We start from the raw sequence: 14,305 nt of genomic DNA, 5'->3' as shown, positions 1-14,305 counted from the left end.
CGGGAGCGGGCTAACATTCCGTAACGTGGCGAAAGCATCGGATCTCGTCAAACGCCTGCTCGTGGGACGAGCCCTGCGCAGCGGCCAGCTCCACGAGCAGCTCCTGCCGAAGCGCCTCGCGCTGCCGGTCTTCGCCAGCGACGCCCTCTCCTCCGTGGCGTACGCGCCCCAGGAGATCCTCGTCATCCTGTCCCTGGCGGGTGTGGCGTTCTACTCCTACAGCCCGTGGATCGCCATCGCCGTCATCGTCGTCATGATGACGGTGGTGGCGTCGTACCGGCAGAACGTGCACGCCTACCCCAGCGGCGGCGGCGACTACGAGGTGGCCTCCACCAACCTGGGGCAGAACGCCGGGCTCACGGTGGCCAGCGCGCTCATGGTCGACTACGTGCTCACCGTCGCGGTGTCGGTGGCCAACGGCGTCGACTACGTGGGCGCCACGATCCCGTTCGTCGCCCAGCACAAGCCACAGGTCGCGATCGGCATCGTGATCCTGCTCACACTGGTCAACCTGCGCGGGCTGCGCGAGTCGGGGCTGGCGTTCGCGGTGCCGGTGTACGCGTTCATGTTCGCCGTGCTCGGCATGATCGCGATCGGCTCGTACGAGCTGGTCTTCCTCGGCATCGAACTGCGCGCCCCCACCGCCGACTTCGGCATCGTGGCCGAGCAGAGCGACCTGACCGCCTTCGCCGCGGCGTTCCTGATCCTGCGCGCCTTCTCCACCGGCTGCGCGGCGCTCACCGGCGTCGAGGCCATCAGCAACGGCGTGCCCGCCTTCCGCAAGCCCCGGAGCCGCAACGCCGCGAAGACGCTGCTCATGATGGGCCTGATCGCGGTCGCCATGTTCGGCGGCATCACCGCGCTCGGCCTGGCGTCCGGCGTCAAGGTGGCGGATCCGTCGGTCGCCGCGACCGACCTGCTGCGGCCCGACGGCACTCCCGTCGGCCCCGGCTACCACCAGCAGCCGATCATCTCCCAGGTGGCCGACGCGGTCTTCGGCGGCGGCTCGGCCCCGTTCTACGTCATCTCGGGCGTGACCGCGCTGGTGTTGTTCCTGGCCGCCAACACCGCCTTCAACGGCTTCCCCGTGCTCGCCTCGATCCTGGCCCAGGACCGCTTCCTGCCGCGCCAGCTCCACACCCGCGGCGACCGGCTGGCCTTCTCCAACGGCATCATCATCCTGGCCCTGGCGGCGTGCCTGCTGCTGTGGGGCTTCCAGGCCGACGTCAGCCGCCTGCTCAACCTCTACATCGTCGGCGTCTTCGTCTCCTTCACGCTCAGCCAGACCGGCATGGTCATCCACTGGACGCGCCGGCTGCGTACCGAGGACGACCTGAAGGCCCGCCACCAGATGCACCGGTCGCGGACCATCAACTTCTTCGGCGCCGTGATGACCGGGCTGGTGCTCGTGGTCGTGCTGGTCACCAAGTTCGCGGTGGGCGCGTGGATCGTGTGCATCGCGATGCCGCTGCTGTTCCTCATGATGAAGGGCATCAGGCGCCACTACGACAACGTCGCGGCCGAGCTGGAGCTCACCGAGGACGTCGACATGACCACGCTGCCCGCCCGCAACCACGCGATCGTGCTGGTGTCCAAGGTGCACAAGCCGACCATGCGGGCGCTCGCCTACGCCCGCGCCACCCGGCCCTCCACGCTGGAGGCGATCACGGTCGGCGTCGAGGGCGAGGACGCGCGCCGCCTGCGGGAGGACTGGGAGCGCCGCGGCATCCAGGTGCCGCTGAAGATGCTCGACTCGCCCTACCGCGAGATCACCCAGCCGATCCTCGACTACGTCAAGTCCGTACGCCGCCGCTCCCCGCGCGACGTGGTGACCGTCTTCATCCCCGAGTACGTGGTCGGCCACTGGTGGGAACACCTGCTGCACAACCAGAGCGCGTTCCGGCTGAAGGCGCGGCTGCTGTTCAAGCCGGGCGTGATGGTGACCAGCGTGCCGTGGCAGCTCCACTCGTCCACCCGGTTGTCCGGCCGTCCCGAGCCGCTCGCCCCCGGCGGGGTGCGCCGCCCGCTGCAGCGCTCGTCCGGCGAGAAGGACGTCAACCGCCGCTGATGCGGACGCCCAGGCGCGCGGAGTCGGCGGCGGTCCAGCCGGGGGGCGGGGCGACGGCCGCCCACCCGTACACGATGAGCGACCCGTAGCGGTGGCCGTAGCCGGGCGGGGTGCCCAGCCCGGCCGTCATGTCGCCCAGCACCTGCCAGAAGGTCACCAGGGGGAACCAGTTCATCTGCGGGTTGATCGCCGGCGCGCGCGGCTCCTCCAGCCAGGCCGGCCGGTCGAAGATGAGCCGGGGTGTCCACCACACCACCGGGTCGGAGGCGTTCTGCAGGTAGACCACCCGCGGGCGCGGCTCGCCCGCCAGGTCGGCGGGTCGCTGCGCGAACCGGACGATCTCGCCCGACCCGTAGACGGGCCGCCAGACCGGGCTGCCGGGGTCGCGCTCCGTCGTGAGCTCGTACCAGATGGGGTTGGCGTACGGTGAGCCGACGAACAGCGCACCGTCCGTGCGGGCGACCATGTCGTCCAGCCCGCTGAACGCGCTCTCCATCGAGTAGGAGCCGAGGCTCTCGCCGCCCACCAGGAGCAGCGGCCGGTCGTCCGCGGGCAGCCGCTCCCAGCGCTCCCGGACCGCGTCGAACAGCGTCCGGCCGGCCACCGCCGCCCGGTCCCTGTCGACGAGGAACGACACCCAGCTCGGCAGGTACGAGTACTGCACGGCGACCGTGGCCGTGTCGCCGTTGTACATGTACTCCAGCGCCTCGCAGAGGCCGGGATCGACCCAGCCCGTGCCGGTGGTGCCCAGCACGGCCAGCACCGGCCGCTCGAACGCGCCGGTGCGCTCCAGCTCCCGCACCGCCAGGTCGGCCCGCGCGCGCGGCGTGGGCGCGGACTCCAGGCCCACGTACACCCTGATCGGCTGCTCGGCGGGCTTGCCGGAGAACGTCTCCAGCTCGCGCGGGGTCAGCGCGGCGCCGGTGAACGTGCGCCCCTCCTTGCCGAGTTCCTGCCAGCCCACCAGCGACCGCGGACCGCCCGACAGCTCCGGCGAGGCCGGGCGGCGCACGCCCGCCTGCGTGCTCTCGTTGGCCACCGACGAGACGTTGTTCATCGCGGCGACGAACCCGGAGAACAGCACGTCGTTGAAGAACACCGCGATCAGGAAGGCCACCAGGATCCCCCCGATCGCGTGTCCCACGACGTGCGGGACGTAGCGGTCGAGCCACCCGATCAGCTTGCGCCCGCCCAGCCGCACCAGCCGGGCCAGCGTCAGGAACACGCAGAACAGCACGGTGGCCAGCCCGATGATGACCGGCGGATACCAGGGGATCACGGTGTCCATGCCCATGAGCGCCCGCAGGTCGCGCTGCCAGCCGTAGCTGTAGGACAGCGCCGCCACCGTCAGCGCCGCGCACACCCCGAGCATGACCTCCCAGGCCCGCCGCACCCACCGCGCGGGCGGCCGGTAGCGGATCACCGCGCGGCACCCGGCCCCGATCGACGCGCCCACGCCGTAGCCGAGTATGGCCGTGACGGCCCCCATCACCCCCTGGTACTCCCACGTACGCGGCAGCAGCGAGGGCGTCAGCGAGGCGCAGAAGAACAGCGTGGCGAGGAGCGTCCCGGCGAAGCCGAGCCTCCTGCGCACCACCCGCCCCGACTCCGTCACGATCGTCAACCGTAGTCGAGCGGGCCGGGCGGGACCCCGCCGGGCATAGGCTGTCGGGTGTGGAACAGGCATCGCTCGAGCTGACGGTAGGTCCGGTCGCCCACGGCGGCTGGTGCGTGGCACGCCATGAGGGCCGTGTGGTCTTCGTCCGCCACGCGCTGCCAGGGGAGCGGGTCGTGGCCGAGGCCACCGAGGAGACGAGCCGCTTCCTGCGGGCCGACGCGGTGCGCGTCATCGAGGCGTCGCCCGACCGGGTCGTGCCGCCCTGCCCGTACGCCGGCCCCGGCCTGTGCGGCGGCTGCGACTGGCAGCACGCCACCCTGGAGGCGCAGCGCCGGCTCAAGGCCGACGTGGTGGCCGAGCAGCTGCGCCGCCTCGCCGGCATCGAGCGCGAGGTCGTCGTCGAGGAGGTGCCCGGCGCCAAGGACGGGCTCGGCTGGCGCACCCGCGTCCAGTTCGCCGCCCTTTCCGACGGCCGGCTCGGCCTGCGCAGGCACCGCTCCCACGAGATCCAGCCGATCGACGCCTGCCTGATCGCCCACCCCGAGGTGGAGGCCGTCGGCGCCGAGTCGCACGACTGGCCGGGCGCCCGCGCGGTCGAGGTGATCGCCTCGTCCGGCGGCGAGCGGGCCGTCGTCGTCACCCCGCACCACCGCCGCCCCGTCGCCGTGCCCGACCTCGACGCGCCCGCCGCCGTCCTGCTCGACGAGGGCAAGGGCCGCACCGCCGCGCGGCGCGGTTCCGGCGTGCTGCACGAGCGGGTGGGCGAGCGCGAGTTCCGGGTCGCGGGCAGCGGCTTCTGGCAGGTCCACCCGGGCGCCGCCGAGACCCTCCTCGACGCCGTCCTCGCCTACGCCGCCCCCGAGCCGGGGGAGTGGGCGCTCGACCTCTACTGCGGCGCCGGTCTGTTCGCGGCCGGCCTGGCCGAGGCGGTCGGCCCCGAGGGCGCCGTGTTCGGCCTGGAGTCGGAGGCCGCCGCCGTGCGCGACGCCCGCGCCAACCTGCGCGACCTGCCCCAGGCCAGGATCGAGCGCGGCCGCGTCGAGGACGCCCTCGACCGCTACCAGATCGAGCGCGCGGACCTCGTGGTCGTCGACCCGCCCCGCGCGGGCCTGGGCCGCGACGTGGTCTCCCGCGTCGCCGCCCTGGAGCCGTCACGCGTCGTGTACGTGTCCTGCGACCCCGCGACGCTGGCCCGAGACCTCGCCTGGCTGGCCGAGCGCGGCTATCCGCTGGCCGACCTGCGGGCCTTCGACGCCTTCCCGATGACCCACCACGTGGAGTGCGTCGCCCTCCTGGTCAGAGCCGGACAGCCTTAGAGCCAGCCCATGCGCTGCGCCGTCCTGATCGCCTCCAGCCGGTTCTGCGCGTTCAGCTTGGTCATGGCGCTCGACAGGTAGTTGCGCACCGTGCCCTCTGTCAGGTGCAGCTCGCCCGCGATCCGCGCGATCGGGTGGCCGTCGGCGGCCAGCCGCAGCGCGTCGCGTTCCCGGTCGGTGAGCGGGCTGTCGCCGGCCGCCATCGCGGCGGCGGCCAGCTCGGCGTCGAGATAGCGCCCGCCCGACTGGACCTTGCGGATCGCCATGGCCAGCTCCTCGGCGGAGGCGTCCTTGCCGAGGAACCCGCTCACCCCGGCGGCCATGGCCCTGCGCAGGTAGCCGGGGCGGCCCAAGCTGGTCAGGATCACGATCTTGCACGTGGAACTGATCCGCTCGGCGGCGCTCAGCCCGTCCATGCCGGGCATCTCGATGTCCAGCACCGCCACGTCCGGCCGGTGCTCCGCGACCGCGTCCACCACCTCGTCGCCCCTGCCCACCTGGGCCACGACCTCGATGCCGTCCTCCAGGTCGAGCAGCGCCGCCAGCGCGCCCCGGATGAGGTGCTCGTCGTCGGCCAGCAGCACGCGCGTGGTCATGCCGGCACCACCACCCTGAGCACGTACGAGCCGCCGGGCGTGGGCGCGGCCGAGAGCGTGCCCCCGGCGCCGCGCACGCGCTGGGCGAGCCCGCCGAGGCCGTTCGGCGCGTGCTCGCCCGGCGGGCCGATGACGCCGTCGTTGGTCATCTCCAGGATCCCCTCCTTGATGGTGATCGTGCAGTGCTCGGCCTTGCTGTGCTTGAGCACGTTGGTGGCGCCCTCGCGGACCACGGTGGCCAGCAGGGTGCGGGTCTCGGGCGACAGCGTGCCGGCGTCGCACTCCACGGTGCAGCGCACGTCGGCGGCCTCCAGCACCGCGCGGACGCTGGCCAGCACCTCGTCGAAGTCGAGCGCCCGGTAGTTCTGCACGGCCGCGCGCACCTCGCGCAGCGACTGCCGGGCGACGTCGCGTACCTCGAACATCTCGCGGGAGGCCGCCTCGGGGTCGGCGCGCAGCAGGCCCTCGGCCCCCGCCGTTCTGGCGGCGATGCCGGTGAGGCTCTGGCCGAGCAGGTCGTTGAGGTCGCGGGCGAAGCGCAGCCGCTCCTCCGACACGGCCAGCAGGGCCCTGGCCTCCTGGCCCTCGTGCGCCTCCCTGGTGATGCTCCACAGCCACAGGTTCACCGGGATGCCGCCGGCGAGCAGGCCGGTGAACAGGACCTGCATGAGCAGCAGCGCCGGCTCGAACGCGCCGAGCACGAGGAAGAGGATGGTCACCGGCACCATGGACGCGGCCGACAGCAGGAGGGTGGTGCGCCCGCGGACCCACGGCGACACCATCGCCGGCCACAGCGCGATCGTCGGCACGGCCGCGAACGGCGTCAGCAGCAGCGCCATCACCCCGCCGGCGGCCAGCAGCCTGGTCGGCCGGGCCGCGCCCCTGACCGCCAGCCGGAAGACCCGCATCCCGAGCACCACGACCGAGACGACGAGCACGGCCCCGGCGGCGGCCAGCGGACCCGGCATGCCGCCCTCCCACGCCGCGTACACCATCATGAGCCCGATCAGGCCCAGCGCGAGGACGAAGTCCGTCGAGTAGACGATGAGCCAGCGGACCTTGTCCAGCTTGGTGGCGCGCCTCATGCCGGCACCCGCGCCCGCAGCACGAACTCCCCGTCGCGCACCGGCCCGGCGGAGAAGGCGCCGCCCGCGGCGGTCATCCGCTCGGCCAGGCCGCGCAGTCCGCTCCCGGCGCCGTTCGGCGTGCCGTTCACGGCGCTGATGTTCGTGCCGTGCACGCCGTCGTTGCGCATCTCCAGCACGCCGTCGGCGAAGGTGATCGAGCAGCGGGAGGCGGAGCTGTGCTTGAGCACGTTCGTGGCGCCCTCGCGCACCACCCAGGCGAGCAGCGCGCGGGCGGCGGGCGGCAGCTCGCCGGTGCCCGCCTCGACGACGCACCGGGTGCCGGCGGCCTCCAGCACGGCGCGCGCCCTGGCCAGCTCCTCGTCCAGGTCCAGCGACCGGTAGCCGTCCACGGCGAGCTGGACCTCCGTCAGTGACTCGCCGGTCAGCCGCCGCACGTCGGCCATCTCGGCCGCGGCCTTGGCGGCGTCCTTGGTCGCGAGCTTGGCGGCCAGCTCGCTCTTGAGCGTGATGACGGACAGGCTGTGACCGAGCAGGTCGTGCAGGTCGCGGGCGAAGCGCAGCCGCTCCTCGGCGACGGCGAGCCTGGACTTGGCCGCCTGGCTGTCGTGCGCGTCCCTGATCGTCCACCAGAGCCAGCGCCACGACCACATGGCCAGCGGCATCAGCACGGCGCCGCACAGCTGGATCAGCAGCACGGCCTGCCACGGACCGCCGTGCCCCGTCTGCATGACGGTGATGGCCGTGACCAGCGCCGTACCCATCAGGGCGGTCGCCCAGAACGGCAGGTGGAGCAGGACGACGCTGAGCCAGAGGTACGCCACGACCTCCCAGGTCATGAACGAGCCGTCCCGCGGCATCGGCAGCAGGAGGACCGCCACCACCGCGACCCCGGACACGAGCAGCTTGACCGTGGGCCGGGGCCGGTTGTCGAAGGCGTCCCTGAGGATGAGGGAGAACATGACGAGGACCACGGTCAGGCACGTGATGGAGGCCGCCGCGCCCACCCAGCCGATCATGCCCATCTGGGCCGCGACGGCGATCGTGGCGACGAAGGCGATGCCCATCAGGAGGACCATGCCGTCCATCCAGTAGATGAGGATCTTCTTCGCCGTTTCCGGCCTGGTGGCCACCCTGACTCCCCTAACCGCTCATAGGCCGCGTCCCGCAGCGAAAGCCTATAGTTCCGGCAAGGGTGGCTGTAATGGTCAGCTCCGCAAGGCCCTGGCCACCTCCGGGTCGGGGGCGGCGCCCCTCAGCGACAGCCACGCCAGCCCGTGCCGGGCGGCGAACGCGGCCAGCTTCCGCGCGTCCGTCACACTCAGATCTCCCGGATCGGCCAGCACGCACGTCAACGCCAGCCGAGGCGGCCCACCACCGATCCCGCCCGAGCCCGCCGCCCGGGCCAGCGCGCCGGCGGCGGCCCTGTCCGCGCCCGTCAGCCCGGACGGCTCGCCGGTGGCGGCTGCTGCCGTGCCGGTCAGCCTGGACGGCTCGCCGGTGGCGGCTTGGGCCGTGGCCGCCGACCGGGGCCGTTCGCCGATGGCGGCTGCGGCCGTGCCCGTCGGCCGGGACGGTTGGCGGGTGGTGGTCTTGTTCGCGACTGTCGGTCCGTACGGGCTCGTGAGCTGGGTCTGGGCGGCTCGTACGGCCTTGGCGAGTCGTAGCAGGCGGCCCTCGGGGGCGTTCTGCGGCTCGATCTCGGCCAGCACGTTCACGGTGGCGAGGCGGGCGCCCGCCTCGCGGGTGAGGCGCAGCATCAGCGCGTCGCGCGCCGACAGCCCGTCGGGGTGGAGCGGCAGCGTGAAGCCGACGCTCAGCCGACGCTCCCGCTGCACGGCCCTGATCGCGCGGGCGCGGCGCAGCACCGTCGCCTGGTCGCCGGGGCGCGGCAGGTCGAAGTCGACGTAGCGGGCGTCGAAGGCGCCGACGGCCCGCCGGTAGGCGGCGGCCAGCGCGCCCGGCCTGGTGCAGGTGGCGGCGGCCTCGCCGGCCGGGCCGCCGAAGACCAGCCCGGCGTCGCCGCCGAGGGCGCGCAGCCCGGCGATCCGGTTGGCCACCGGGTCGTGGCCGAACGCCAGCCGCCCGGCCCACCGCTGCGCGCAGCCGTCAGGCGCGGCCGTCAGGTGGCCGAGCGCGTACCAGCGAGTGCCGGTGCGCCGCGCGTCGGTGGGGAGGTCGAAGCCCGGGTCGGCCGCGGTGTCGACGAACGTCACGAATCCGGACGGCCTCGGCGGGACCGGCGGCGGCGCGGGGGTGGCGCGGGCAGGCGGGGGAGAGGGCCGGGGCGCCGTCTGGTGGAGCGTGGCCCGGGCGGGCAGCAGCGAGAGCGCCGCCCCGGTGGCCACCGCCAGGACGCCCGCGGCCAGGAAAGCGAGCGGACGCGGGAGCGTACCTGCGGGTCTTCTGCGCCGTGAGGCCGACATGAGCCACTCCGAGTGATCACATGACTACGGAACGCGGTTGAGGGTGGACGTTAGCAAGCGTTCGGGGTGGCGCGCGGTCAATCTCCGGATGACGTCCGCTTTGGATCGATAATGGCGTCATGAAGTTGAGGATCTTCACCGAGCCCCAGCAGGGCGCCACCTATGACGAACTGCTCACCGTGGCCAGGACCGCCGAGCGGCTTGGCTTCGACGCGTTCTTCCGGTCTGACCACTATCAGCGCATCGGGGACGGCGACCCGGGCCCCGGCTCGACCGACGCCTGGATCACGCTGGCGGGGCTGGCCCGCGAGACCTCCACGATCAGGCTGGGCACCCTGGTGACGCCGACCACGTTCCGGCTCCCCGGGCCGCTGGCGATCAGCGTGGCCCAGGTCGACCAGATGAGCGGCGGCCGGGTCGAGCTGGGGCTGGGCACCGGCTGGTATGACGGCGAGCACGCCGCGTACGGCATCCCGTTCCCGCCCACGGCCGAGCGGTTCGGCCGTTTCGAGGAGCAGTTGGAGATCATCAAGGGGCTGTGGGCGGCGGAGAAGTCGTACTCCCACGACGGCACCTACTACCGGGTCGTCGACTCGCCCGCGCTGCCCAAGCCGGCGCAGCGGCCGGGTCCGCCGATCATCGTCGGCGGCTTCGGCGCCAAGCGCACCCCGCGCCTGGCCGCGACGTACGCCGACGAGTACAACGTGCCCTTCCACACCGTGGAGGAGACCGCTACCGCGTTCGAGCGGGTGCGGCGGGCGGCCCAGGAGACGGGCCGGGACGTCCTGATGTCGGCGGCGCAGACCGTGTGCGTGGGCCGTGACCAGGCAGAGCTGGAACGCCGGGCCGCTGCCGTCGGCACGCCGCTGGACGAGCTGCGCGAAGGAGGGCTGGCCGGGACCCCGGCCGAGGTGCTGGAGAAGATCGGCGCGTTCGGCTCGCTCGGCGCCGAGCGGATCTACCTGCAGGTCATGGATCTGGGGGATCTGGAGCACCTGGAGCTCATCGCCGCCGAGGTGCTGCCGCACGTGTAACTCGATGGCGGCGTTTCGCCGGGCTGGTGCACACTTGTCCGCGTGCTCTTGACGATCTCCACGACGGCGCGGCCCGCCACCGACCTCGGCTTCCTGCTGCACAAGCATCCCGACCGGGTGCAGCGGTTCGGCCAGTCGTTCGGCGAGGCGACCGTGTTCTATCCAGAGGCGGGGGAGGAGCGGTGCACCGCCGCGCTGCTGCTCGACGTCGACTCGGTCACGCTGGCCAGGTCGCGGGGCAAGAACGCGCCGGACTTCAGCCTGGCCCAGTACGTCAACGACCGGCCCTACGCCGCGTCCTCGCTGCTGGCGGTGGCGCTGGCCGACGTGTTCCGCACCGCGCGGGCCGGGCGCTGCCATGCCCGGCCCGAGCTGGCGGCGGCGCCGCTGCCGCTGGAGATCCGGCTGCCGGCGCTGCCCTGCAGGGGCGGCCCCGAACTGGCCGAGCGGCTCTTCGCGCCGCTCGGCTGGCGGGTGAGCGCCCGGCCGGTGCCGCTCGACGAGGGCTTCCCCGAGTGGGGGGACTCGCGGTACGTGCGGCTGGAGCTGTCCGGCACGGTGCGGCTGGCCGACGCGCTCAACCACCTGTACGTGCTGCTTCCGGTGCTCGACGACGGCAAGCACTACTGGATCGCGTCCGACGAGATCGACAAGCTGGTCCGGGCCGGAGAGGGCTGGCTGTACGGGCATCCGGAGCGGGCCCTGATCACCCGCCGCTACCTGGGACGGCGCTGGGCGCTGGCCCGCACCGCGCTGGCCCGGCTCGCCGAGCTGGGCGACGAGCCCGAGGAGCGGCTGGCGCCCGCGCTCGCCGAGGAGGCGCCGGAGGGCGAGACGGCCGCCGACGAGGCCGCCGCCGCCGAGGCCGAGGCGCGCGGCGCGACCGGAGGCGACGCCCCTGACGCTGGTGCGGAGGTGCGCGGTGGGGCCGGAGGCGACGACCCCGGCGCTGGTGCGGAGGTGCGTGGCGCGGCGGGAGAGGACGCCCCTGACGCTGGTGCGGAGGTGCGTGGCGCGGCCGGAGAGGACGCCCCTGATGCGGCGGGCGCCGGTGCTGAAGTGCCTGAGGGGAAGCGGGTGCCGTTGCACACGCGGCGGCGGGCCGCCGTGCTGGAGGTGCTGGAGGAGCTCGGGGCGACCAGTGTCATCGACCTCGGGTGCGGCCAGGGCGAGCTGGTCGGCGCGCTGCTGGCCAGGCCGCGCTTCGCCCGCGTGGCGGGGATGGACGTCTCGGCGACGGCGCTGACCATCGCCGCGCGCAAGCTCAGGCTGGAGCGCATGCCCGACAGCAAGCGCGCCAGGCTCACCCTCTTCCAGGGCGCGCTCACGTACACCGACGGGCGCCTGGCCGGTTACGACGCCGCCGTGCTCATGGAAGTGGTCGAGCACGTCGACCCGCCCCGCCTGGCCGCGCTCGAACAGGTCGTGTTCGGCCACGCCAAGCCCGGCCACGTCGTCGTCACCACGCCCAACGTCGAGTACAACCCCCGCTACCCCTTCCTCACCGGCCTGCGCCACCCCGACCACCGCTTCGAGTGGACCCGCGCCGAGTTCGCCGCCTGGACCGCGAGAGTGGGCGAGCGCTACGGCTACCGTGCCGAGCTGCGGCCGGTCGGCGAGGAGGACCCGGAGCTCGGCCCGCCCACCCAGATGGGAGTGTTCACCCGTGATCAGCGTTCCTGAGCTCTCCCTGGTGGTGCTCGTCGGCGTCTCCGGCAGCGGCAAGTCCACCTTCGCCGCCCGCCACTTCAGGCCGACGCAGGTCATCTCGTCCGACTTCTGCCGCGGCCTCGTCTCCGACGACGAGAACGACCAGAGCGCCACCCCGGACGCGTTCGACCTGCTGCACCACATCGTCGGCGTGCGCCTGTCGCGCGGGCTGCTCACCGTCGTGGACGCCACCAACGTGCAGTACGCCGCCCGCAAGAGCCTCGTCGACCTGGCCAGGCGGCACGACGTGCTGTGCGACGCGATCGTGCTGGACGTGCCGGAGGAGGTGGCGGTCGCGCGCAACGCGGCCAGGCCCGACCGCGACTTCGGCGCGCGGGTCGTCATCCGCCAGCGCAAGGAGCTGCGCCGCTCGCTGGGCAGGATCTCCCGCGACGGGTTCAGGAAGGTGCACGTCCTGCGGGGCGTGGAGCAGATCGAGAGCGCCGCGGTCTCGTACGAGAAGGCCTGGACCGACCGGCGCGAGCTGACCGGCCCGTTCGACGTGATCGGCGACGTGCACGGCTGCCGGGCGGAGCTGGAGGCGCTGCTGGAGAAGCTCGGCTGGCGGCACGGCCCCCAGGGCGTGAGCCATCCCGAGGGCCGCACCGCCGTGTTCGTCGGCGACCTGGTCGACCGCGGGCCCGACACGCCGGGCGTGCTCCGCCTGGTCATGGACATGGTCGAGGCCGGCACCGCGATCTGCGTGGCCGGCAACCACGAGGCCAAGCTGGCCCGCGCGCTGGGCGGCCGCAAGGTCACGCTCGCGCACGGCCTGCGCGAGTCGCTCGACCAGCTCGCCGCCGAGCCGCCGGAGTTCGCCGACCGGGCGCGGGCCTTCATGGACGGGCTGATCAGCCACTACGTGCTCGACGGCGGGCGGCTGGTGGTGGCGCACGCCGGGCTCAAGGAGGCGTACCACGGGCGGGCCTCCGGCCGTGTGCGGGCCTTCGCGCTGTACGGCGACACCACCGGCGAGACCGACGAGTACGGCCTGCCGGTCCGCTACCCGTGGGCGCGGGAGTACCGGGGCACGGCCATGGTCGTCTACGGCCACACGCCGACCGTGCGGCCCGAGTGGGTCAACAACACGATCTGCCTCGACACCGGCTGCGTCTTCGGCGGCAGCCTGACCGCGCTGCGCTACCCGGAGCGGGAGCTGGTCCAGGTGCCCGCCCAGCAGGTCTGGTACGAGCCGGTCAAGCCGCTCGCCGCCCCCGAGCGGGACCCGGACCTGCTCGCCGTCGACGACGTCCGCGGCACCCGTCACGTCGAGACCAGGTTCGGCGGCCGGGTCAAGGTGAACGAGGAGAACGCCGCCGCGGCGCTGGAGGTGATGAGCCGGTTCGCGGTGGACCCGCGCTGGCTGGTCTACCTGCCGCCGACCATGGCGCCGCCCGAGACGTCCGCCCTCGACGGCTACCTGGAGCACCCCAACGAGGCGTTCGAGGAGTTCGCCGCCGCCGGGGTGGAGGAGGTCGTGTGCGAGGAGAAGCACATGGGCTCGCGCGCCGTGGCCGTGCTCGCCAGGACCCCCGAGGCGGCCGCCGAGCGGTTCGGCGTCACCGACGGCAGCTCCGGCGCCGTCTACACCCGCACCGGCCGGCCGTTCTTCGCCGACACCGGGCCGCTGGTGGAGCGGCTGCGCGCGGCCTGCGAACCGCTGTGGGACGCGCTCGGCTCCGATTGGGTCGCGCTCGACTGCGAGCTGCTGCCCTGGTCCGCCAAGGCAGGCGAGCTGATCAGGCGCCAGTACGCCTCGGTCGGCGCCGCCGCCCGCGCCGCGCTGCCCGACGCCGTCGCCGCGCTGGAGGCGGCGGCCGGGCGCGGGCTGGACGTGGCCGGGCTGCTCGACCGCACCCGCCGCCGCGCGGGCAACGCCGCGCTGTTCCGCGACGCGTACGCGCGCTACTGCTGGCCGGTCGACGGCCTGGAGGGGGTACGGGTCGCGCCCTTCCAGATCCTGGCGTGCCAGGGGAGGGCCACGGCGCTGGAGCCGCACGCCTGGCACCTGGAGACGCTGGCCACGCTCACCGCGCCGATCATCGCCCCGACCCGGCACGTGTTCGTCACGCTCGGCTCGGCCGGGTCCAGGGCCGCCGCCGTCGCGTGGTGGGAGTCGCTGACCGCCGCCGGCGGCGAGGGCATGGTGGTCAAGCCGGCCGCGCACGTGGCGGGGCGGGTGCAGCCGGGCGTCAAGGTCAGGGGCCGCGAATACCTGCGGATCATCTACGGCCCCGACTACACCGAGTCGCTGGACGTGCTGCGCAGGCGTTTCCTCGGTAAGAAGCGCTCGCTCGCGCTGCGCGAGCACGCGCTCGGCCTGGAGGCGCTGGCGCGGCTGGCGGACGGCGAGCCGGGCTGGCGGGTACACGAGCCGGTGTTCGCCGTGCTCGCCCTGGAGTCGGAGCCCGTGGACCCGAGGCTGTGACCTCGGCGGGGCCCCAGCGCCGGG

Annotated in this window: 10 protein-coding genes; 5 read left to right on the top strand and 5 right to left on the bottom strand. The window is 73.6% G+C overall.

Annotation, left to right across the window (positions count from 1 at the left end; translation table 11 throughout):
- Positions 1–25 precede the first annotated feature (25 nt).
- A complete protein-coding gene (locus tag AB0K05_RS17260; RefSeq protein ID WP_219543135.1) occupies positions 26–2,068 on the top strand; it encodes an APC family permease in 2,043 nt (680 codons plus the stop codon).
- Here the strand turns inward: AB0K05_RS17260 and AB0K05_RS17255 are convergent.
- Positions 2,055–3,683 carry an alpha/beta-hydrolase family protein gene (locus AB0K05_RS17255; protein WP_364230018.1) on the bottom strand — a complete coding sequence of 543 codons (1,629 nt, stop codon included), beginning with the start codon at positions 3,681–3,683 and terminating at the stop codon, positions 2,055–2,057. The two genes, AB0K05_RS17260 and AB0K05_RS17255, sit on opposite strands and share 14 nt — an antisense overlap.
- Before the next feature lie 59 nt (positions 3,684–3,742).
- Between AB0K05_RS17255 and AB0K05_RS17250 the strand changes: the two genes are divergently transcribed.
- Positions 3,743–5,002 carry a class I SAM-dependent RNA methyltransferase gene (locus AB0K05_RS17250; RefSeq protein WP_364230016.1) on the top strand — a complete coding sequence of 420 codons (1,260 nt, stop codon included), beginning with the start codon at positions 3,743–3,745 and terminating at the stop codon, positions 5,000–5,002.
- On the opposite strand, the gene AB0K05_RS17245 is transcribed toward AB0K05_RS17250, so the two are convergent.
- The 4 genes from AB0K05_RS17245 to AB0K05_RS17230 form a co-directional block, all read right to left on the bottom strand.
- Positions 4,999–5,598 carry a response regulator transcription factor gene (locus AB0K05_RS17245; protein WP_219543137.1) on the bottom strand — a complete coding sequence of 200 codons (600 nt, stop codon included), beginning with the start codon at positions 5,596–5,598 and terminating at the stop codon, positions 4,999–5,001. The genes AB0K05_RS17250 and AB0K05_RS17245 overlap by 4 nt on opposite strands.
- Positions 5,595–6,683, bottom strand: a complete 1,089-nt coding sequence (locus tag AB0K05_RS17240) for a histidine kinase (protein ID WP_364230014.1) — start codon at positions 6,681–6,683, stop codon at positions 5,595–5,597. The genes AB0K05_RS17245 and AB0K05_RS17240 overlap by 4 nt, the downstream gene beginning before the upstream one ends.
- Complete coding sequence (locus AB0K05_RS17235) at positions 6,680–7,816, bottom strand: histidine kinase (RefSeq protein WP_364230012.1); 1,137 nt, start codon at positions 7,814–7,816, stop codon at positions 6,680–6,682. Before AB0K05_RS17235 ends, AB0K05_RS17240 begins: the two co-directional genes overlap by 4 nt.
- A gap of 75 nt (positions 7,817–7,891) precedes the next feature.
- Entirely contained in the window at positions 7,892–9,109 is a 1,218-nt protein-coding gene (locus AB0K05_RS17230) for a hypothetical protein (protein ID WP_364230010.1), read from the bottom strand.
- 119 nt (positions 9,110–9,228) lie between these two features.
- Here AB0K05_RS17230 and AB0K05_RS17225 point away from each other — a divergent pair, with 119 nt between their 5' ends.
- From AB0K05_RS17225 to AB0K05_RS17215, 3 genes are read left to right on the top strand one after another with little or no spacing between them, the layout of a single operon-like run.
- Entirely contained in the window at positions 9,229–10,143 is a 915-nt protein-coding gene (locus AB0K05_RS17225) for an LLM class F420-dependent oxidoreductase (protein WP_364230008.1), read from the top strand.
- 42 nt (positions 10,144–10,185) lie between these two features.
- Entirely contained in the window at positions 10,186–11,826 is a 1,641-nt protein-coding gene (locus AB0K05_RS17220; protein ID WP_345482513.1) for a 3' terminal RNA ribose 2'-O-methyltransferase Hen1, read from the top strand.
- Complete coding sequence (locus AB0K05_RS17215) at positions 11,810–14,281, top strand: polynucleotide kinase-phosphatase (RefSeq protein ID WP_364230006.1); 2,472 nt, start codon at positions 11,810–11,812, stop codon at positions 14,279–14,281. Before AB0K05_RS17220 ends, AB0K05_RS17215 begins: the two co-directional genes overlap by 17 nt.
- Positions 14,282–14,305: the final 24 nt, after the last annotated feature.

Origin of the sequence: Nonomuraea sp. NPDC049486 (genome assembly GCF_040676925.1) — a bacterium.
Taxonomy (GTDB): Bacteria; Actinomycetota; Actinomycetes; order Streptosporangiales; family Streptosporangiaceae; genus Nonomuraea; species Nonomuraea ferruginea.
The sequence above is the reverse complement of the archived record's forward strand: the minus strand, read 5'-3'. Positions and strand labels throughout refer to the sequence as shown.